The 19962-nt window shown below is 71.4% G+C and carries 18 protein-coding genes; 13 read left to right on the top strand and 5 right to left on the bottom strand.

Annotated features, from left to right (window positions below; genetic code table 11):
* Window positions 1-13: 13 nt before the first annotated feature.
* Both AB0O93_RS09825 and AB0O93_RS09820 read left to right on the top strand, forming a co-directional pair.
* Entirely contained in the window at window positions 14-1051 is a 1038-nt protein-coding gene (locus AB0O93_RS09825; RefSeq protein ID WP_363342887.1) for a methionine synthase, read from the top strand.
* Window positions 1038-1643, top strand: coding sequence for a flavin reductase family protein (locus AB0O93_RS09820; protein ID WP_363342885.1), 606 nt, complete (start codon window positions 1038-1040; stop codon window positions 1641-1643). Before AB0O93_RS09825 ends, AB0O93_RS09820 begins: the two co-directional genes overlap by 14 nt.
* Window positions 1644-1678: 35 nt before the next feature.
* Here the strand turns inward: AB0O93_RS09820 and AB0O93_RS09815 are convergent, their stop codons facing one another.
* The 3 genes from AB0O93_RS09815 to AB0O93_RS09805 form a co-directional block, all read right to left on the bottom strand.
* Window positions 1679-3091 (bottom strand): FAD-dependent oxidoreductase, encoded by a 1413-nt coding sequence (locus AB0O93_RS09815; protein ID WP_363342883.1) that lies wholly within the window; start codon window positions 3089-3091, stop codon window positions 1679-1681.
* Window positions 3088-3915: a UbiA family prenyltransferase gene (locus tag AB0O93_RS09810; protein WP_363342974.1), complete on the bottom strand. Its 828-nt coding sequence runs from the start codon at window positions 3913-3915 to the stop codon at window positions 3088-3090. The genes AB0O93_RS09815 and AB0O93_RS09810 overlap by 4 nt, the downstream gene beginning before the upstream one ends.
* 332 nt (window positions 3916-4247) lie before the next feature.
* Window positions 4248-5924, bottom strand: a complete 1677-nt coding sequence (locus tag AB0O93_RS09805) for an FAD-binding dehydrogenase (protein WP_363342881.1) — start codon at window positions 5922-5924, stop codon at window positions 4248-4250.
* Between the two features lie 266 nt (window positions 5925-6190).
* Here AB0O93_RS09805 and AB0O93_RS09800 point away from each other — a divergent pair, with 266 nt between their 5' ends.
* From AB0O93_RS09800 to AB0O93_RS09775, 6 genes are all read left to right on the top strand, one after another.
* Window positions 6191-7735, top strand: a complete 1545-nt coding sequence (locus AB0O93_RS09800) for an Ig-like domain-containing protein (RefSeq protein ID WP_363342879.1) — start codon at window positions 6191-6193, stop codon at window positions 7733-7735.
* 146 nt (window positions 7736-7881) lie between these two features.
* Window positions 7882-10581, top strand: a complete 2700-nt coding sequence (locus AB0O93_RS09795; RefSeq protein ID WP_363342877.1) for a LamG-like jellyroll fold domain-containing protein — start codon at window positions 7882-7884, stop codon at window positions 10579-10581.
* 160 nt (window positions 10582-10741) lie between these two features.
* Window positions 10742-12013, top strand: coding sequence for an MFS transporter (locus AB0O93_RS09790; RefSeq protein WP_363342875.1), 1272 nt, complete (start codon window positions 10742-10744; stop codon window positions 12011-12013).
* Window positions 12014-12051: 38 nt separating this feature from the next.
* Window positions 12052-13071, top strand: coding sequence for a zinc-dependent alcohol dehydrogenase family protein (locus AB0O93_RS09785; RefSeq protein ID WP_363342873.1), 1020 nt, complete (start codon window positions 12052-12054; stop codon window positions 13069-13071).
* A 13-nt stretch (window positions 13072-13084) separates the two neighbouring features.
* Entirely contained in the window at window positions 13085-14230 is a 1146-nt protein-coding gene (locus tag AB0O93_RS09780) for a PQQ-dependent sugar dehydrogenase (protein WP_363342871.1), read from the top strand.
* Window positions 14230-15075, top strand: coding sequence for an endonuclease/exonuclease/phosphatase family protein (locus tag AB0O93_RS09775; protein WP_363342869.1), 846 nt, complete (start codon window positions 14230-14232; stop codon window positions 15073-15075). The genes AB0O93_RS09780 and AB0O93_RS09775 overlap by 1 nt, the downstream gene beginning before the upstream one ends.
* A gap of 112 nt (window positions 15076-15187) precedes the next feature.
* Here the strand turns inward: AB0O93_RS09775 and AB0O93_RS09770 are convergent, their stop codons facing one another.
* Window positions 15188-15520: a hypothetical protein gene (locus AB0O93_RS09770; protein ID WP_363342867.1), complete on the bottom strand. Its 333-nt coding sequence runs from the start codon at window positions 15518-15520 to the stop codon at window positions 15188-15190.
* A 93-nt stretch (window positions 15521-15613) separates the two neighbouring features.
* Between AB0O93_RS09770 and AB0O93_RS09765 the strand changes: the two genes are divergently transcribed.
* Window positions 15614-16021, top strand: coding sequence for a DUF87 domain-containing protein (locus tag AB0O93_RS09765; RefSeq protein WP_363342865.1), 408 nt, complete (start codon window positions 15614-15616; stop codon window positions 16019-16021).
* 81 nt (window positions 16022-16102) lie between these two features.
* Window positions 16103-16696, top strand: a complete 594-nt coding sequence (locus AB0O93_RS09760) for an ATP-binding protein (RefSeq protein ID WP_363342863.1) — start codon at window positions 16103-16105, stop codon at window positions 16694-16696.
* Window positions 16697-17140: 444 nt separating this feature from the next.
* Here AB0O93_RS09760 and AB0O93_RS09755 read toward each other — a convergent pair whose 3' ends face one another.
* The gene (locus tag AB0O93_RS09755; protein WP_363342861.1) at window positions 17141-17560 is read right to left on the bottom strand and encodes a DUF6855 family protein; all 420 of its coding nucleotides are present in this window, start codon (window positions 17558-17560) and stop codon (window positions 17141-17143) included.
* A 113-nt stretch (window positions 17561-17673) separates the two neighbouring features.
* Here AB0O93_RS09755 and AB0O93_RS09750 point away from each other — a divergent pair, with 113 nt between their 5' ends.
* The 3 genes from AB0O93_RS09750 to AB0O93_RS09740 are packed head-to-tail and all read left to right on the top strand — an operon-like array spanning window position 17674 to window position 19955.
* Window positions 17674-18411: a CDP-alcohol phosphatidyltransferase family protein gene (locus AB0O93_RS09750; RefSeq protein WP_363342859.1), complete on the top strand. Its 738-nt coding sequence runs from the start codon at window positions 17674-17676 to the stop codon at window positions 18409-18411.
* Between the two features lie 33 nt (window positions 18412-18444).
* A complete protein-coding gene (locus tag AB0O93_RS09745; RefSeq protein ID WP_363342857.1) occupies window positions 18445-18918 on the top strand; it encodes a DUF2231 domain-containing protein in 474 nt (157 codons plus the stop codon).
* Complete coding sequence (locus AB0O93_RS09740; RefSeq protein ID WP_363342855.1) at window positions 18915-19955, top strand: dehydrogenase; 1041 nt, start codon at window positions 18915-18917, stop codon at window positions 19953-19955. The genes AB0O93_RS09745 and AB0O93_RS09740 overlap by 4 nt, the downstream gene beginning before the upstream one ends.
* The last annotated feature ends 7 nt before the right edge of the window (window positions 19956-19962 follow it).

Genomic DNA, 19962 nt, shown 5'->3' with positions numbered 1-19962 from the left:
AAGACCCACTGATATGAACACCCTCCTCCCCACCTCCGTCGTCGGCAGCCTGCCGAAGCCCTCCTGGCTCGCCGAGCCCGAGACCCTCTGGTCGCCGTGGAAGCTCGACGGCGACCAGCTCGCGGAGGGGAAGCAGGATGCGCTCCGCATCGTCGCCGCCGAGCAGGTCCGCCGCGGCATCGACGTCATCAGCGACGGCGAGCAGACCCGCCAGCACTTCGTGACGACCTTCATCGAGCACCTCGACGGGGTCGACTTCACGCAGCGCGAGACGGTCCGCATCCGCGACCGGTACGACGCCAGCGTCCCGTCCGTCGTCGGCGCGGTGAGCCGCCCCAAGCCGGTCTTCGTCGACGACGCGCGGTTCCTCCGTCAGCAGACCGACCAGCCGATCAAGTGGGCACTCCCCGGCCCGATGACGATGATCGACACGCTGTACGACCGGCACTACGGCAGCCGCGAGAAGCTCGCGTGGGAGTTCGCCGGCATCCTCAATCAGGAGGCGAGGGAGCTCGAAGCCGCCGGGGTCGACACCATCCAGTTCGATGAGCCGGCGTTCAACGTCTTCTTCGACGACGTGCGCGACTGGGGGGTCGCTGCCCTCGAGCGGGCGGCGGAGGGGCTCCGCGCCGAGACCGTCGTGCACATCTGCTACGGCTACGGCATCAAGGCCAACAACGACTGGAAGGCGACCCTCGGGTCGGAGTGGCGACAGTACGAGGAGTCGTTCCCGCTGCTCCAGCGCTCGAGCATCGACACCATCTCCCTCGAGTCGCAGCACTCGCACGTTCCGATGGACCTCATCGAGATCCTCCGCGGCAAGAAGGTGATGCTCGGCGCGATCGACGTCGCGAGCGAAACCGTCGAGACACCGGAGGAGGTCGCCGACACCCTCCGGAAGGCGCTGACGTTCGTCGACGCGGATAAGCTCGTTGCGAGCACGAACTGCGGCATGGCGCCTCTGCCTCGGGATGTGGCCCTCGGCAAGCTCAGCGCACTGAGCGCAGGTGCCCGCATCGTTCGGGAGGAGATCGCCGGTGCCCAGTCCTGACAACGCCTCGTCGCCCCACGCGTGGGCGCCGACGCACCCCCTCGAACCCGCCGAGGTCACCGAGGCGGGCTTTGCCACCTCGCTCCCCGCGGAGGACTTCAAAGCGCTCTTCCGCGGTCATCCCGCGGGTGTCTCCGTCATCACGGCGGATGCCGGCGACGGACCCGTCGCGCTGACGGCGACGTCGGTGGCGTCGGTGAGCGCCGATCCGCCGCTGCTGATCTTCTCGATCTCGACGCTGTCGTCGGCGGCTGCGACCCTCGCACGGGCCGAGACCGTCGTGGTCCACCTCCTGGACGCCGATGACATCGACCTCGCGAGGCTCGGCGCGACCAGCGGCGTCGACCGCTTCGCCGACGAAAGCCGCTGGACGCGCCTGACGACGGGCGAGCCGGTGTACCGGGGCGTCCGCGCGTGGGTGCGCTGCGCGGTCATCAACCGCATGGATGCCGGTACGTCCACTGTGATCGCCGCGCACGCGCTGCAGTCGCACATCGAGCGCGATGTCGCCCCCGGCGAGCCGGGTGACGCCCTGGTGCATCACAACCGCAGCTGGCACCGCCTCAGCGAGGGCTCCCGCCTCGACGGCTGAGGCAGCGTCGACGGCTGAGCTCGGGCGTCTCCCTCTCAGGCGGGGTGCTTCGCCAGGAGCTTGGACACGGTCATCATCGCGCCGCCGAGGACGGCCGGGATGCCGCCGCCGGGGTGCACCGAGGCGCCGACCCGCCAGAGCCAGGGCGTGCGGAGGTCGTGCTGTGCCGGCCGGTGGAACGGGCCGCTCATCCACAGCGGACGCGCGGTGCCGTAGAGGGCGCCGTGGGGTTCGCCGAAGGTGCCGAAGTACCGCGGGTCGAGCACGACGATGTCGGTCATCGCGTCCGTCAGGGGTGTGTCGAGGCCCATCGTCCGCGAGATGCGCTCGACTTCGCGACGCACGAACGGGTGCTCCAGCGAGTACTCCGCGCCGTCGGCGGCGCTCGTGAGGAGGACGCCCAGAGTGCTCCGGTCGTTGGGGTAGATCTCGCCCGCGCGGTAGTGGTTGACGAAGGCCATCGTGTCGGCGGGCTCGTCGCCCGCGGCGAGGCTCCGGTACAGCGCGGCGGGCTTCGTGGGGAGGATGACGCTGTGCGCGGAGGTGTCCTCCGGCAGCGGGGTCTGGAGCACCCCGTAGATCGCCACCGCCGAGCACGACAAGGTTTGCGACGACCTCCGCGGCCGGTCGCGACCGAGGAGCGCGTCGAGCCGGTCGGCGTCGAGACCGCTGACGACCATGTCGGCGGGGTACGCGGCATCCGTCGTTGTGACCCGTCCGCGGTCGATGCGGGTCACGGCCGCGCCGGTGCGGATGTCGACCCCCGCCGCCTCGGCGAGGCGCTGCAGAGCCAGGACGATCTCGTAGACACCGCCGCGCGGCACCCAGACCCCGGATGCGGCCATGATCGCCGGCATGCTCGCGTAGAGCGCGGGGGTGCGGGCGGGCGACACACCGGCGTTCAGCGTGTGGATGGCGATGATCTCGCGGAGCCCTTCCGGCATCCACTCGAGGCTGTCGAGGTACGCAGTCGTGCTGAGGCGTCGGCCGTAGACGGCCAGCAGCCGCCGCAGCGCCGGCAGCGACGACCGGTCGAGCGGGTCGGCGACGAGGAGTGCGGTCGCGTCGTCGGCGAGCGGCGCGTGAAGGTCGCTGAAGCGCTTCCACGCCGGATACCAGGGGTGCTCCGGCGGGACGGGGAGCGTCACGTTCTCAGCGTCGTAGTAGTAGCGACCGACCTCGGGGAGGCGCTCCAGCTCGAGGTCGGCGACCCCGGCAATCGGGCGCGGTCCGGAGCCGAGCAGGCCGAGCAGCCGCTCCCAGACCCCGGGGAACGTGACGAGCGAGGGGCCGGTGTCGATGCGCTCGCCGCCGACGTCGAGGCGCCGGCTCTTCCCGCCGACGGTCTCGCGCGACTCCAGCAGCGTGACGTCGTGGCCGGCATGGGCGAGGAGAGCGGATGCCGCGAGCCCGCCGAGTCCGGCGCCGACGACGACGATGCGGCTCACGGGTAGAGCCCGAAGAACATGGCGGCGAGCAGCAGACCGCTCGCGACGGAACCGGCGATGTAGGGGAACGCGATCGACAGCGGGTACAGACGCCGCCCCGTCGCGGGGGTCGGGCGGACCAGCATCCACACCACGAGGACCCCCGAGATCGCGAGGTTGACCGCGGCGACGGGAAGGCTGATGAGAGCGAACAGCACGGTGGAGACCAGCCACCAGGCGCCGCTCCAGATCGCCGTACCGCGGGGCCCCAGCCGGACGGCGGTGGTGGTGATGCCCGCCTCGCGGTCTTCGTCGATGTCCTGCACGGCGTCGTACGCGTGCTTGGCGATGCTCCAGGCGAACAGGCCCAGGATCGCCGGCCACACGGGCGCTGCGCCGAGGGCGATCGGCATGATCAGCAGCGGCATCCCGTAGGCGGCGTTGCTGAGCGAGTCGAGGAACGGCCTCCGCTTGAACTGCAGCGGCGGGGCGGAGTAGAAGACGAAGACGCCCGCGTAGATCGCGATCAGCCCGACCGCGGGGAGGGGGAGGGTGAGGAGGAAGTAGAGGAGGAACGGGATGTTCAGCGCCGCGACGGCCCACACGATCAGGCGGACTTCGCGCGGGTGGATGCGCGCGCCCTCGATCGTGCCCTTGCGGGAGTTCAGCGCGTCGGTGTCCTGATCGAAGATGTCGTTCACGCCGTAGATCAGCAGGTTGAACGGCAGGGTCAGCCACAGGATGATCGGGAGCGCCCGCAGATCGAACGGCACGCCCGTGAGCCAGATGCCGACCGCGCCCGAGCCGATCGTGTTGATCCACAGCACGGGCCGCGAGATGTGGATGAGGCGCACGAGGGCGTGCCACGCGACGGCCGGTCCGGTACGGGGGACTGCCCCGGCGTGCTCAGAGATGGCGGCCTCCGCGGGGAGCGGGCGACGCGGGTGTGCGGAAAGCGGCGATGGCAGGACTCCGACTCCTGAGGACGGCGGATGCCGCACGCGATGGGGTGTGACGCGATTCTAACTTTCGCCGGGAGGGCGCGGGGTCGGCTGCCTCACGACCGCCATGCAGCGTCATGCGGGTCGTTCGAGTGGCGGTTGTGGCCGCCTCAGCTCGTGTCAGGGGGCCGCGACCGCCACCTGAACGCGGCCCCGCCTCGGCCGGTCCGCGCAACTCAGAGGCGCGCGACGAGCGACTGCCCGGCGGCGCGGCCGGTGAAGATGCAGCCGCCGAGGAACGTCCCCTCGAGCGCGTTGTAGCCGTGCGCGCCGCCGCCGCCGAAGCCCGCAGCCTCGCCGACGGCGTAGAGCCCCGGCATCCGTGATCCGTCCGGGGCGAGCACGCGGCTTTCGAGGTCGGTCTGGATGCCGCCGAGCGACTTGCGGGTGAGGATGTGCAGCTTCACCGCGACGAGGCCGCCGGCCTTCGGGTCGAGGAGGCGGTGGGGCTTCGCCGTGCGGGTGAGGCGGTCGCCGAGGAAGCGGCGGCTGTTGTGGATGCCGATCACCTGCTGGTCCTTCGAGAACGGGTTGGCCATCTCGGCGTCGCGCTGGCGGATCTGCCGCTCGATGTGATCGGCGTCGAGGATCGGGTCGTCGGTCAGCGCGTTCATCCGCGCCACGAGGTCGGGCACGCTCGTGGCGGTGACGAAGTCCGGCCCCAGGTCGCGGAACGCCCGCACCGGCGGCGGCGCGCCGCGTCCGAGCCGGCTCTTGATCAGCAGGCGGTAGTCCCGGTTGGTGATGTCGGGGTTCTGCTCCGATCCGGAGAGCGCGAACTCCTTCTCGAGCATCTTCTCGGTGAGGACGAACCACGAGTGGTCGAACTCAGCGATGTCGGGGGTGGTCCGCAGGAGCTTGAGCGTGCCGAGGGTGTCGTAGCCGGGGAGCCCGGGCGCGGGGAGGCGCCGCCCGCGCGCGTCGAGCCACAGCGACGAGGGCCCGGGGAGGATGCGGATCGCGTGCCCCGGCCAGATCGGATCCCAGTTGCGGATGCCCTCGGTGTAGTGCCACATGCGATCGCGGTTGACCAGGCGCGCGCCCGCGGCGTCGGCGATGTCCAGCATCCGTCCGTCGACGTGGTGTGGGACGCCGGTGACCATCGAGCGCGGCGGTGTCCCGAGGCGCTCGGGCCACCACCTCCGCACCAGGTCGTGGTTGCCCCCGATGCCGCCGGTGGCGATTACCACTGCCTGCGCGCACAGCTCGAACGCCCCGATCGGGTCGCGATTCGACCGGACGCCGCGCGCCGCGTCGTCGGTCGCGAGCCGCGTGCCGTGCACGCCGACCACCGCGCCGTTCTCGACGATGAGCCCGTCGACCTGATGCCGCGTGTGCAGCCGCACCAGGCCCGAGGCCATCGCCTCCCGCGCCCGGTCGGCGAACGGCTCGGAGATCCCGGTGCCGGTGCCCCACGCGACGTGGAACCGCGGGACCGAGTTGCCGTGACCGCCCGCGGTGCCGTCGCCGCGCTCGGCCCAACCGAGCACCGGAGCGAAGCGGATGCCGTGCTCCCGCAGCCACGGGAGCTTCTCGGTCGCGGCGAACTCGACGTACGCGCGCCCCCACCTCTTGGCCCACTCGTCTTCCGGGTGGTCGCCCTCGAGGCGGTCCCACCCGGCGGAACCCTGCCAGTCCTGCCACGCCAGATCGAACGAGTCCTTCACCCCCAGGCGGCGCTGCGCGGGGGAGTCGACGAGGAAGAGCCCGCCGAACGACCAGAAGGCCTGCCCGCCGAGGTTCTGCCCGTTCTCCTGCTCGACGATCGCCACGCGCGTGCCCGCGCGGACGAGTTCGCTGGTCGCGACGAGGCCCGCCAGGCCCGCGCCGACGACGATGACGTCTGCGTCCATCCGCCCATCATGGTCGTTTCACGGTGCAGACTCGACCCCCTCGGCGGCGAGCAGAGCCGACGCGGGGAGGACGCGACCCGGGAACCGAGACGGGTACAAAGTGAACACCGGTCGGGATTCATCCTGCGGCGACCGTGTGTTCGGCATCCGTTCACATCGTGGCCCGAAGGGTGCAACTCGCCTTCCTAGGGTGGTCGTCGGTCTGTTCGCCGCCCCGACGACGCATTTCTGCGCTGCGGACCATTTCCCCCCGAGAGGACCCCTCCATGACGCATGCCTACCGCCGTGTGCTGCGCACCTCCGCAGCCGTCGCTGGTGTCATCGCCCTGACCCTGGTCGCCGTCGTGCCGTCGGCTGCCGACACCCCCGAGGCGACCGAGCTGCTCGGCGACCCACGACAGATCCTGATCGAGAACGTGCACGCCGCCGACAAGGTGCTCGAGATCGGGAACGATGCTGCGCAGACGACCGGACCCGACGGCGCCTGGGTCGCGGCGGCGGCGATCTTCGCGCTCGGCGACGCCCCCGACGAACTGGCCGCGCAGACGGTGACGGCCTACCCGGTGACCGCCGCGGAAAACACGTTCGTGCTGGCCGACGCCGACGGCGACGTCCTGGTGCGCCGCGACAACGCCGACGCCGAATGGCGCTATCTCGCGCTTAGCGACCTCCCCCTCGCCGACGCGGCGGCGAACGCCTACGCGCAATGGACGTTCGCGGATGCCGGTGACGGACGGGTGAACATCCTGAACGTCGCGCCGGGCGCGAACGGTCAGAGCGCCGCTCTGGACATGTACGACTGGAAGACGGAGGACGGCTCGCAGATCCAGACGTGGGACCTCGGGCCGAACACGGTGCAGCAGTGGATCGTGCACGAGATCGCGGCGTCCTTGGCGCCGGTCGCCGCGCGGGTGGAGCCGGGCATCGCGCCGCAGCTGCCGACGACCGTGATCGCCCGGTACGACTGGGGTCTCGACCACCCGCTCGACGTCGCCTGGGCGATGCCCGCGGCAGAGGTCTGGCAGAGCGAGGGGACCATCGTCGTCGAGGGATCCGGAACGGGGTTCTTCGGTGAGGAGGTCGAGGTGCGCGCAGAGGTCCTCGTCGGCGCCGTCGGCGACGCCGTGGACGCGGCGGTGAGCGCACACGCCGGCATCACCGTCACCGAGTTGCGCATGCGCGCCCCGAGGACCGTCGAACGCGCCGTCTCGGGCAGCGAGATCACCGTCACCGCGCCGGTCACCTGGGACTGGTCGACCGTCTCCGACGCCGATCTGGCGCTCCCGGGCGAGGTGATCGTGCCCGCCGTCGACGGAACCGGCTTCGCCGCGAATCTCGTCGTCTCCGTCATCGCCACCGCGCAGGTCAACATCCTGCGCGAGGGCGGCGTCAACTGGACGTACACACACAAGGACGGAACCGCGTTCGCGCTGACCGATGGCGTGCGCGACCGCTCGGGCTTCGCTGATTGGCGCAGCGGGGGAGCGGCGAATCGCGTCGATCCGAACACCGTGTCGTTCTACCTCGACCGCCCACGTCAGGTGACCGGTGCCGGCGTGTGGGACCTCAACGGCACGAGCAACGTCGGCGAGGTCACGGTGCAGTACCGCGATCTCATCGGCGGCTGGGTCGATCTGCCGGTCCGCGAGCACGAGTGGCCCTACGAGAACACCACCGCTGCTCTGGAGATGACCGTCGAGAGCGAGCCGGTGCTTGCCACCGGTATCCGCGTCGTCGTCGGAAACAAGAGCGACGACACGTGGATGAGCCTGTCCGAGGTCGAGGTCTACGGCCCCGCACTCGCCGGCTGACCCGCATCCGTATCCCCATACTTCCCATGCAGAACACGAATCAAGGAATCCTCATGCCCCCGCGCGCACCCCGCCGCCCCCGAAATCGCGCCCGCGGCTTGACGTCGCTCGCCCTCGCGATAGGCCTGACCGCCTCGTTCTGCGCCGTGAGTCCTGCCACCGCCCTCGATGCGCCGATCGAGCCACCCGAGAAGGATGAGGGCCGATCGAGCTTCATGGTCCCCGTTCTGCCCGACACCCAGTTCTACTCCCGCTACAGCGCGTCGCAGTTCGTTCCGCAGTACGGCACGAACCCGTTCGAAGTGCAGACCGAGTGGATCGTCGAGCACCAGGAGGAGCTGAACATCCCCTTCACCGTGCACGTCGGCGATGTCGTGGACCAGGAGTGGGTCGCCGGCGAATGGGACGCCGCGCAGAAGGCGATGCAGATCCTCACCGACGGCGACATGCCCTACTCGGTGCTGCCCGGAAACCACGACGTCGCCGACATGGGCGCACGCTCATCCGTCGGGAATGCGCAGAACTATCTCGGCCGCTTCGACGCATCGGTGATGGCCGCTCAGGGCGGCGATCACCTGATCGGATCCTTCCAGGACGGCCTGTCGACGGCGTACCTGTTCGAGGCGGAGGGGCACACGTGGATGTCGCTGGCGCTCGCGTGGAACGCGTCCGACGACACCTTCGCGTGGGCGCAGGGCATCCTCGACGCCCACCCGGGTGTCCCGGTCATCCTCTCCTCACACGCGATCATCAACATCGCCGAGGACCAGCAGTCGCCCGCCCCCTGGTGGTGGGGCGACCACCTGTGGAATGAGCTCATCGCGGGCAATGACCAGATCCTGCTGACAATCAACGGCCACTTCCACGGCTCCACGATGCAGACCCGGATCAACGACGCCGGCAACCCCGTCTACCAGGTGCTCACCGACTACCAGATGGCCGCCGACGGCGGGAACGGCATCATGACGCTGTTCGAATTCGACCTCACGAACAACCGCATCGACGTCGAGTCGGTCTCGCCGTGGGTCACGGTGAAGTCCGAGGCGTCGCGTTCGGCATCCGACACCCCCGTGCTCACCGGCCCGTGGCAGTCGTTCGCGATCGAGGTCGACTTCGCCGAGCGCTTCGGCTGGGAGGATGCCGATGCGTCGCTCGAGGATGGGATCGATCTGTCGGAACGCGCGAAGGAGATCGTCTCCGAGGGCTGGAACGGCGACGCCGGCGCCGGCGAATGGGCGGCCGCCGGTCGTGCCGACGATTACATCTCGGTCGACGGCACCGTCGCGCACTGGCGCTTCGGCTCGCTCGAGGACGGTGTCTTCGACGAGAACGGCGTCGTGCCCGACATCGCGGGGGACAGCCCGATGTACCGCAGCTCACCCGAGAACACCGATGCGCCCGACGAGCTCGAAGATATGACGGTCTCGCACGGCAACGTGCCGTTCTACTCCGCTGACCGCGGCGCGATGTGCTTCGAGGACGTCTACCGCCAGGACCCCGTCGACCGGATGTCGTACATCAGCACCGAGTACGGAGCGCCCGCGACCTTCGCCGATCTGACCTCTGCCGACGGCTACACGCTGGAGACGTTCCTGCAGCTGGACGAGGACTGGACCGAGGGCGCCAACCGGTGGAGCTCGGCGATCACCCGCGGCGGAGTCCGCTCATGGATGGGAATCAACGACAGCGCTGATCCGGGCGCGGGAGCGGCATGGCTGGGTATCTCGAGCCTGCGCGAATACCAGTTCTCCGCCGGCGACGACCGGACGGGCAACGCGTACACCCTGTGGTCAGGCGAGATCATGCCGACTGCGTGGCACCACGTCGCGGTCGTGAACGACCCCGCCGCGGGCACGGTCATCATGTACGTCGACGGCGTGCCGGTGCTGCGCAACGCGTCGAACGTCGGCGGGATGAAGGCCGCGGACTACATGCCATGGATCATCGGCGCCTCGACGTGGAACAGCGAGCCGGATCACGGCTGGCACGGCTGCGTGGGCGAGACCCGCATCGTCGACCACGCGCTCGATGCGAGCCAGTTCCTCTACAACCGCATCGACATCGACGGTGACGGGGCGAACTTCTCCCTGGCCACCGACCTCGGCGGGGTCTGGGCGCCCGACACCGCGCTCGCCGAGCTGACGGGCACCGGACACCCCGGAGCCTCGGTCCGCGTGGAGAAGGCCGGAACGGTTCTCGGTGAGGCGGAAGTCGCCGTCGACAGCACCTGGACGATCGACCTGGACGCTCCGCTGGCCGGGGCCGGCACGACGCACGCGTTGTCTTTCGTGCAGTCGATCGGCGAGCGTGAGGGGACCCCCTTCGGGGCGACCCTGGCGATCGGTGAGGACACGGCCTGGACTCCCGACGAGGGAGACCTCCTCTCGGAGCTCGAGGGCCGCATCACGGTCGCTCCGGGCGAGTTCGAGCCCGGCGACGAGATCACCCTCACGCTGCCCGAGGGATACGAGGGGGAGGACGTCCTCGCGTTCGCCTTCTCGGAGCCGCTCGTCGTCGGCAGCGGCACCGTCGAGGAGGGCGCGGTGGCGTTCACCACGCCGGTCACGATGCCGCTCGGTGCGCACCGCATCGCGGTGTACACCGCTGCGGGCGAGCTCATCGGTTGGGATCCGGTGACCGTCATCGCCCCCGACGACACCCCCGTCGTCGGCGGAGGAGACGTCGATCCCGTCGCGGGCGCACCCGGGGACGCGGCCGACGCGACCGACGGTGATCCGCTCGCGGTCACCGGCGGGACCCTGGCCGGCATCGGCGTGCTCGTCGCGGCCGCGATCGCCGCGATCATCGCCGGCGCCTTCGCCGTGCGACGGCGCCGCGTCGGCTGACGCGGAGCCACCCCGCGGCGCGGGCGCCCCCTTCCGGGTCGGCGCCCGCGCCGTCGCGCGTCCGCCCGGATGCGCGTCCGCCCGGCACTCGGGCGGCGCAGCGTCGACGGGATCGGCGCGCATCGGCCCCGCTCACCGCCGCGGCGTGCAGACTCGACCCATGGGCGCCGTCCTCTTCTCTCAGCTGCTGCAGCGCGTGGCCTCCGCCGCGGGCGCGCTCGCCCTCGGCGCCTACTTCGTCGACCTCGCGCGCGAGGGGGCGCCGGTCGGGGCGCTGCTCCTCGGCATCCTGTCGGGGTTGAGCTTCCTGGCCGAGCTGATCATCGCGCCGATCGCGGGCTCCGCGAGCGACCGGCGCGGCCGTCGGATCTTCCTCATCGCCGCGCCGCTCCTCGCCGCGGCCGGCATCCTGATCACGCCCGGAGCCTCTCTCGTCGCGGCCGCGCCCTCCATCGCGATCGTGGTGGTGATCATCGGCACCTCGCGCCTCCTCGACGGCGTGGGCGCCGCGATCGCGGCACCGGCGATCCTCGGTCTCCTCGCCGACGACAGCGACGACGATCGGATGCGGCGCGGCCGCGTCACGAGCCTGTACGAGCTCGTCTCCTCGGGCGGGATCGCCGTGGGCGCGGTCGTGGGGCCGCTCCTGTACGCGACGCTCGGCCTCTGGTCGTTCGTCGCGCTCGCCGCGGTGTACGTGGCGGCATCCGTGCTGATCCTGATGTTCGTCCGACACACGCCCCCGCTGCGTGCCGCGGAGGCGCGCCCCTCCGTCCGCGAGCGGTTGCGCGTCCTCGCCCAGCCGCGGCTGCTGGCGTTCCTCCCGGCGTGGATCGCCGTGAACGCGATCCTCGGCACATGGGTCACCTCGCAGATCACCTTCGTCCTCGCCGGTGATCAGCGCGCACCCGACCAGCTGTTCCCCGGCGCCTTCGCCGACAACCCCGGCGGTCTCTCCGCGGTGCTCGGGGTGTACGTGCTGGTGTTCAGCGCGTGCATCGTCGCGTGGGCGTTCTTCATCGGGAAGCTCCCGACCGTGCCGGTGCTCTTCTTCACCGTCGCCGGGGCGATCGTCGCCTCCGTCGGACTGCTCCTCGCCAACCGCGGGGTGCCGCTGGCGATCGCGATCCCCATCGTCGTGCTCGGGATGTTCCTCGAAGCCGGGTTCACCCCGGCCGCCCTCACCCACCTCAGCGACATCTCCGCCGAGACCCGTGAGAACCGCGGCCTCATCATGGGTGCGTACTCGGTCGTCGTCGGGGCCGGGTACCTCCTCGGCAACGTCCTCGGCGGTGCCTTCGCCGAGTGGCTCCTCTTCGACGGCCTCGCGATCCTCACGATCCTGCTGGCCGTCATCGCGCTGATCTCGATCACCGTGATGTTCGTCGTCGAGAAGCGGATGCCGCAGCCCGTGGCACAGCCGGCCGGATGAACGCGAACGACCCCCACCCCCTCACGAAAGGACCCCCCATGCGCGGAGTCATCATGCACGCCCCCGGCGATGTCCGGGTCGAAGACCGCGATCACCCGACGATCGTCGAGCCGACGGATGCCGTCATCAAGCTCGCCGCGACCTGCATCTGCGGGTCGGACCTCTGGCCGTATCGCGGCGCGGAGCCGGTGGACCACCAGCCGATGGGGCACGAGTACGTCGGCACGGTGACCGAGATCGGTGCGGACGTCCGCACCCTCGCCGTCGGGGACTTCGTCGTCGGGTCCTTCTTCGCCTCCGACAACACCTGCGAGATCTGCCGCGCGGGCTACCAGACCCACTGCGTCCACCGGCAGCCGGGCGCGCCGGGTGGGGCGCAGTCCGAGTACGCGCGGATTCCGCTCGCCGACGGCACGCTCGTCGCGACGCCCGGACAGCCGCACGCGGATCTGATCCCGTCGCTGCTGGCGGCATCCGACGTCCTCGGCACGGGCTGGTTCGCCGCGGTCGCCGCGGAGGTCGGCCCCGGGAAGACCGTCGCGGTCGTCGGAGACGGCGCGGTGGGGCTCCTCGGCATCCTCGCCGCGAAGGAGCTGGGCGCCGAACGGATCATCGCGATGTCGCGTCACGCCGATCGACAGGCCCTCGCCCGGCGGTTCGGCGCCACCGACATCGTCGAGGAGCGCGGCGACGAGGGCGTGGCACAGATCAAGGAGCTCACCGACGGTCTCGGCGCGCACTCGACCATCGAGGCCGTCGGCACCCAGGAGGCGATGATGCAGGCGATCCGCGCCACCCGCGCCGGCGGGCACGTCGGCTTCGTCGGGGTGTCGCACGATGTCGCGATCGACGGGTCCCAGCTCTTCCGCTCGGGTGTGCATCTGCACGGCGGACCCGCGCCGGTGCGTCGTTTCCTCCCCGATCTCATCCAGCTCATCTGGGACCGCGAGATCGACCCGGGCGTGGTGTTCGACCTCGTGCTGCCGCTCGAGGAAGCTGCCGAGGGCTACCGCGCGATGGACGAGCGCCGCGCCGTCAAAGTCCTGCTGACGGTCTGAGGGCGGTGCGCTGATGCTCGCCGCTCGGACCTCGTCCCGCCGCCTCGGTGTCGCGCTGGCGGCGCTCGCCGTGGGCGGGCTCGCGCTCGCGGGATGCGCGGGAGGAGCGGCGGAGACGGATGCCGCGCCCACTGCCTCGGCATCCGTGTCGCCGTCGTCCGCGCCGTCGGCGACGGAAGGGTCGGCGGCGCCGGCCGTGGTCCCGCAGGGCGCGCCCGCGACGGTCGCGGCGGACCTCGCGGCGCCGTGGTCGGTCGCCGTGGTCGGCGGCGCGGTGCTCGTCAGTGAGCGCGACACCGGCGACATCCGCGAGATCGTCGGCGACACCACGCGCGTGGTCGGCAGCGTGCCGGGCGTCGTCTTCGGCGGCGAGGGCGGCCTCCTCGGGATCGCCGCCGACGGCGACGACGGCCTCTTCGTGTCCTCGACGGGACCGGACGGCAACCGCGTCGAGCGGTTCGACGTGTCCGGAACGCCGGGGGCGCTCGCGCTCGGCGACGCGGAGACTCTTCTCGACGGCATCCCCGCCGCCCGCACGCACAACGGGGGACGGATCGCGATCGGCCCGGACGGGATGCTCTACGTCACGACCGGCGACGCGAACGTGCCCGATCTCGCGCAGGACCGCGACTCTCTCGCCGGGAAGATCCTGCGGATGACGCCGGAGGGTGCAGTTCCGGCAGACAACCCGTTCCCCGATTCGCTCGTCTACAGCTACGGGCACCGCAACCCGCAGGGCATCGCGTGGGCGGAGGACGGCACGCTGTTCGCGTCGGAGTTCGGGCAGAACACGTGGGATGAGCTCAACATCATCACCCCGGGCGCGAACTACGGGTGGCCGATCGTGGAGGGCCAGGGCGGCGGGGCGGACTTCGTCGACCCGGTGCAGCAGTGGTCGACCGCGGAGGCGAGCCCGAGCGGCATCGCCGTCATCGAGGGCACCGTGTTCATCGCGAACCTGCGCGGCGAGCGGGTGCGCGCCGTCCCGGTCGCCGACCCCTCGACGGCGACGGAGTACTACGTCGGGGAGCTCGGGCGGATCCGCGACGTCGTCGCCGCGCCGGGCGGCGATCTATGGATCCTCACCAGCAACACCGACGGCCGCGGCTCCGGCCCGCGTGACGGCGACGACCGGCTGCTCACGGTGGAGGTCGGCTGATGGCGCTCCCCGTGATCGGACCCGTTCCCGCACCGGGCATCCACATCATGACGTTCAACATCCGGCGGCGGTCGTCGCGCCCGGGCGGTCCGATCGCCGACCGGTGGGAGCGTCGGCGCGCGCTCGTGGCCGAGATGCTCCGTGCCGAGCGGCCCGCCGTGCTCGGCATCCAGGAGGCGATGCCGGATCAGGCGGATGCGGTGGCCCTCGCCCTCGGGGAGACCTATCGACGTCTCGGGCGGGGGCGCGAGCGCGAGGGGCGCGGCGAGGGGTGCCCGATCTTCGTCGACACCGCGCGGTTCGACATCCTCGCCCACCGGCAGGTGGCGCTGTCCGAGACGCCCGAGGTGCCGGGGTCGCGGGGATGGTTCGCCGCGGCGCCGCGGACCGCGGTGGTCGCGACTTTGCGCGACCGCGTGACCGGGGCGGTGTGCGAGGTCGTCAACACCCATCTCGACCACGTCTCGCCGCTCGCGCGGGTGCGGTCGGCCGAGCAGATCCGCCGGATGGTGGTCGAGGTCGGCCGCCCGACCGTGGTGCTCGGAGACCTCAACGCCGGGGCCGGGTCGCGGCCGCTCCGGGTGCTCGTCGGCGACGGACTGCTGGCGGATGCGTGGGTGCGGGCGGCCGTGCGCCGCACCCCCGAATGGGGGACCCGGCCGAACTACCGGCGGCCCCGGGTCGACGCCCGTCGCATCGACTGGATCCTGGTCGGCGGTGGCGGCGAAGGTTCCGAGGTCGCGGTCGACGTCGCCGTGATCAACGCCGAGTCCGTGCGCGGTCGGTGGCCGTCCGACCACCTTCCCGTCCAGGCCGTCCTCCGCCTCTCGCCCCCGTCCTCCTGACGCCCCGCCCCGCCCCCGCGGTCCGTTGTCACCGAGACTGCATCCTCCGGTCGAGACTGCACGCCGCGCACGCAGTCTCGACCGGAGGATGCAGTCTCGCGGTCAGGGAGGGTCAGGGGCCGACGAGGAGCAGGGCGAGGGGGAGGAGCATCAGGATGCCGAGCACGCCGCCGATGATCGACAGCACGAAGCGCGTTCCGCGCCGCACGGCCACGATCACCCCGATCACGCCCAAGACCAGGGCGATGATCCCGGCGATCGCGAGGAACGGCAGCAGGATGATCCCGAGCCACCAGATCGCGTTCATCTCCGGGATCAGCCCGATGAGGAAGACCGCCAGGGACGGCAGAAGCACGAGGGCGGCGACGATGACGGCGATCAGGCCGAGGACGTCGAGGCGGCGCCGCGGGCGCGCGGGCGCCGGCGTCGGTGCGGGCGTGGTCATGTCGTCCCCCTCGTCGGAGCTCGTCGGATCCATCCGGTGCGACCCGGTGCGATCCTATGGGCTTCGACCCCTGGTTTCGCTAGCGTGAGACCCGTGGATCCGCGACTGATCATCGGCACCCAGGTCGATTCCGGCGACCCGGCCGAACTCCTCCCCACGAAGTTCAACCGCCATACGTTCTGGTGCGGGCAGAGCGGGTCCGGCAAGACCTACGCGCTGGGCGTGGTGCTCGAGCAGCTCATCGGTGCGACGCGCCTGCCGGTGGTGATCCTCGACCCGAATTCCGACTTCGTCCGGCTCGGCGAGACCCGGGCGGATGCCGATCCCGCCGCCGCGTCCGCGTGGGCCTCGCGCAGCATCCGTGTCCTCGGCCCCGGCGGGGACGAGCCGCTGAAGATCCGCTTCGTCGACCTTCCGACCCGCAGCCGCGCGGCGATCATGCGCCTGGATCCGGTGATGGATCCCGAGTTCTTCAACATGGCGCTCCGGGTCAGTGAGTAGTTCCAGGGCCACACGCCGACGCCCGAGCAGTTCGCGCAGTGGCTTCACCGCGACGACGACCCTGACCGCCGCCGCTTCGCGATGCGGCTGGAGAACCTCGGCATCCTCGACTGGGACATCTGGGCGTGGGGTGGGCGCGACGCGTCCGACGTCATCGACGAGGAGCAGGACGCGACGGTCCTCGATCTCGGCGCCTTCCGCGAGCCGGGGGAGTTCAAGGCCGCGGCCCTGTCGGTGCTCGACCACCTGTGGCAGAACCGCGAGCAGCGCCGGCCGCGCCTCATCGTCATCGACGAGGCGCACAACCTCTGCTCGCCGGATCCGCAGACGCCCGCCGATCGGCTGCTGACCGAGCGCATCGTGCAGATCGCCGCGGAGGGCCGGAAGTTCGGGCTCTGGCTCGTGCTGTCCACGCAGCGGCCGTCGAAGGTGCACCCCAACGCGCTGTCGCAGTGCGACAACGTCGCGCTCATGCGCATGAACGCCCCGAACGACCTCGCCGCGCTCGCCGAGTCGTTCGGCTTCGTCCCGCAGGACCTCCTGATGCGCTCGCCGGTGTTCGGCCAGGGTCAGGCGATCTTCGCGGGCGGGTTCACCGCCGCCCCGCAGCTGGTGCAGATGGGCGCGCGCCTCACGGTCGAGGGCGGGTCGGACGTCCCGGTCCCGCTCCGGTAGCGGCATCCGCTCCGGGAGACGTATCCGCTCCCGGAGAGACACCGGTTCCCTCCCGCTCGAACAGGCGCCGCACGCCCCCGCGCGCGAGCATCAGCGCGATGATGAGCGCGGTCACGGCGAAGAATCCGCCGAGGCGCACCGCGTCGCCGAAGACGAGGTCGACGAGCTCCAGGACGAGGAACTTGCTCCCCGGGCAGCACCAGCACGAGGGCTGCGATCCGGATCGTGCGGGCGAGGGCGCCGGACGGCGAACGGATGCCGCGCAGCAGGCGCGTCTTCACCCACAGGACCGCCTCGAGCACGACCTTCAGCAGGACGGCGGTGAGGAGCGCGAGGAGGAAGCTCTCCGAGATGACGGCCGGGAAGAGCTGGATGAAGGTCCCGAGCACGACGAGGTAGACGAACACGTCGACGAGGTCGAGTGGTCGCAGTCTCACCCGCACCTCAGACCGCAGCCCGGACGCGGTTGTTCCGCGCGTTGTGCTCGAGTTCGACCAGCCCGAGCGCTTCGAGCAGCGGCGGCAGGTACATCCCGAAGCGGCCGCGGTAGCCCTTGCGCTGTCCGTACCAGCCGCCGACCGGATTCTCCGGCGAACGCCCCCACGCCTCGACCGAGCCCTCCGGCGGTGTCTTGCCCTCGTCGGCCGCGCCGAGCGGCATCCAGTCCCCGTGCTGTCGGAGCATTTCCGTGAGGTCGTCGACCGCGCGGGCGAGGTAGGTGAGGCGTGTGCTGCCGACCTGGCAGACGAGGAGAGGTGGTTCGACGGTGTCGTCGCGATAGATCGTGTACAACGACGTGCCAGGAGGGGTGCGCAGCTGCCAGGGGTCACCGACGGTGCCGGTTCCGGTCGTCGCGTTCGTCATGACCGCCCCCTCTCGGTCCGGATGGGCGTGCGAAGCATAGTCCCCGCGCACCCCTCGGGTAAAGATCCCCTCGGATCCGCCCCGCCCCTTTCGGGCCGCATTATCGTGACTGCATGACCCAGCTGCGCCTCGCGAACGCCCCCTCGGCGGCGCGTCCGGCACGCTTCGGCGGTGTCGCCGAGGCCGGGATCGTCGTCCTCGTGCCGCTCGCCGCGGCGGCGCTCTGGGCCCTGCTGCACACCCCGCACGGCCTGGTCTTCCTGCTCGCGATGGTCGCGGCCCTCGTCGTCCCGGTCGTCGCCGCGGTGTCGATCCTCCGTCGTCGCCCCCGCGCGGTCACCCCGGCCGATCGGGTCACCCTCGGCCGCGTGGGCCTCACCGGCGTCGTCGCCGCCGCGACCGTCCTCGTCCTCGCCGGCAGCCTCCCCGCCCGCACGTGGGTGGTGGCGGCCGTCATCGGCGCGGCCCTCCTCCTCGATGCGATCGACGGATGGGTGGCGCGGAGCACAGGAACGGCGACGGATGCCGGAGCCCGCCTCGACATGGAGTCGGACGCCGCACTGCTGCTGGTGCTGTCCATCCTCGCGGCCCCGACGGTGGGCTGGTGGGTGCTCGCGATCGGCGCGATGCGCTACCTCTTCGTCGCGGCATCCTGGATCCGCCCGAAGCTCCGCGGCGAGCTCCCCTACAGCTCCTTCCGCCGCACGGTCGCGGCGATCCAGGGCGTCGCGCTCCTCATCGCGCTCGTCCCGATCGTGCCGGCGCCGCTCGCCGCCACGTCGGTCGCGATCGCGCTGGTGCTCCTGGCGACGTCCTTCGGGCGTGACATCATTGCGCTCGAGCGCGCCTGAGCCCGCTTTCCGCCCCGATCGGACGAGAGAGTCATGGATCTGCCCCTTCACCCCCTTGTCGTGCACGCCGCCGTCGTCTTGGTCCCGCTCGCCGCGGCACTCGTGATCACAGCCGTCCTCTGGGCGGGCGTGCGCCTTCAGGTCGGCGCCGTCGGAGCGGTCCTCGCCCTCCTCGGAACCGTCTCGTTCTTCGTCGCCCACCGCTCGGGATCGGCGCTCGCCGAGATCGTCGGCACCCCGTACGAGCACATGGCGTGGGCCGACCCGGCGCTCGCCGCGGCCATCGTCTTCGGCGTGCTCGCGGTCGCGTGGTACGTCCAGGCCGTGCTGCTCCACCGGGCGGCGGCCCGGAGCACCGCGCCCGCGCGCGGTCGCACGATCGCCGAGCGGGTCACCGGCATCCTCGCCTCCGTCGCCGGCGTCGTCGCGTGCGTCTTCACGTTCCTCGTCGGCCACTCCGGCGCGGAGGAAGTCTGGTCGGGCGTCGCCGCGGCGGTCGCCGCATGACCGACGCCGACAGGGCCACCGACGCCGACAGGGCCGCCGACACCGCGACGGATGCCGCGCACACCGCGCGCGCCCACTGGTCCGTCGCGCCCGGCGCCGGCGAACTCCGGATCGAAACCCTGCCGTCTCCGCGCGCCGGCGAGGCCCGCGTCCGGACGCTCTACAGCGGCATCAGCCGCGGCACCGAGCTGCTCGTCCGCCGCGGCGACGTCCCACCTTCGCAGCACGCGCGCATGCGCGCCCCCTTCCAAGAGGGCGACTTCCCCTTCCCGGTGAAGTACGGCTACCTCTCCGTCGGTGTCGTCGAGGACGGACCCGCCGACATGGTCGGACGCCGCGTGTTCTGCCTCCACCCGCACCAGGACCGCTACGTCGTCGACGCGACCATGCTCACCCCCCTCCCGGCCGCGGTCCCCTCGCGCCGCGCGGTGCTCACCGGCACGGTGGAGACGGCCCTCAACGCGCTGTGGGACGCCCCGCCCTGCGCGGGCGATCGCATCGCCATCGTCGGTGGCGGGCTCGTCGGCGGGGCCGTCGCGCTCCTCCTCCGTCGCTTCCCGCTCGCGCGCCTGCAGATCGTGGATCCGGATGCCGCACGCCGACGTCAGCTGGCCGAAGCGGGTGTGGACGCCGTCGCGCCCGAGGACGCGGCAGGCGACTGCGACCTTGTCTTCCACTCCTCGGCATCCGAGTCCGGCCTCTCCCTCGCCCTCGAACTCCTCGGCGATGAGGCGGAGCTCGTGGAGATGTCATGGTTCGGTGCACGCGAGCCGCGTGTGCCGCTGGGGGAGGACTTCCACTCCCGCCGCCTGCGGATCACCGCGAGCCAGGTGTCGCGGATCGGCGCCGCCCGGCGCGCGCGCCGGGACTCCGCGGCCCGGCTCGCCACGGCCCTGGAGCTCCTCGCCGATCCCGGGTTCGACACCCTCATCGCCGCCGACGTCGCCTTCGACGACATCGACGACGCGTACGTCGCACTCGAGGACGGCCGCATCGGCCCGGGCTGCGTCGTCGTGGCCTACCCCGATTCGCCCTGAACCTGAC

The organism is Microbacterium sp. NPDC077184, assembly GCF_040687055.1.
Lineage (GTDB): Bacteria > Actinomycetota > Actinomycetes > Actinomycetales > Microbacteriaceae > Microbacterium.
The sequence above is the reverse complement of the archived record's forward strand: the minus strand, read 5'-3'. Positions and strand labels throughout refer to the sequence as shown.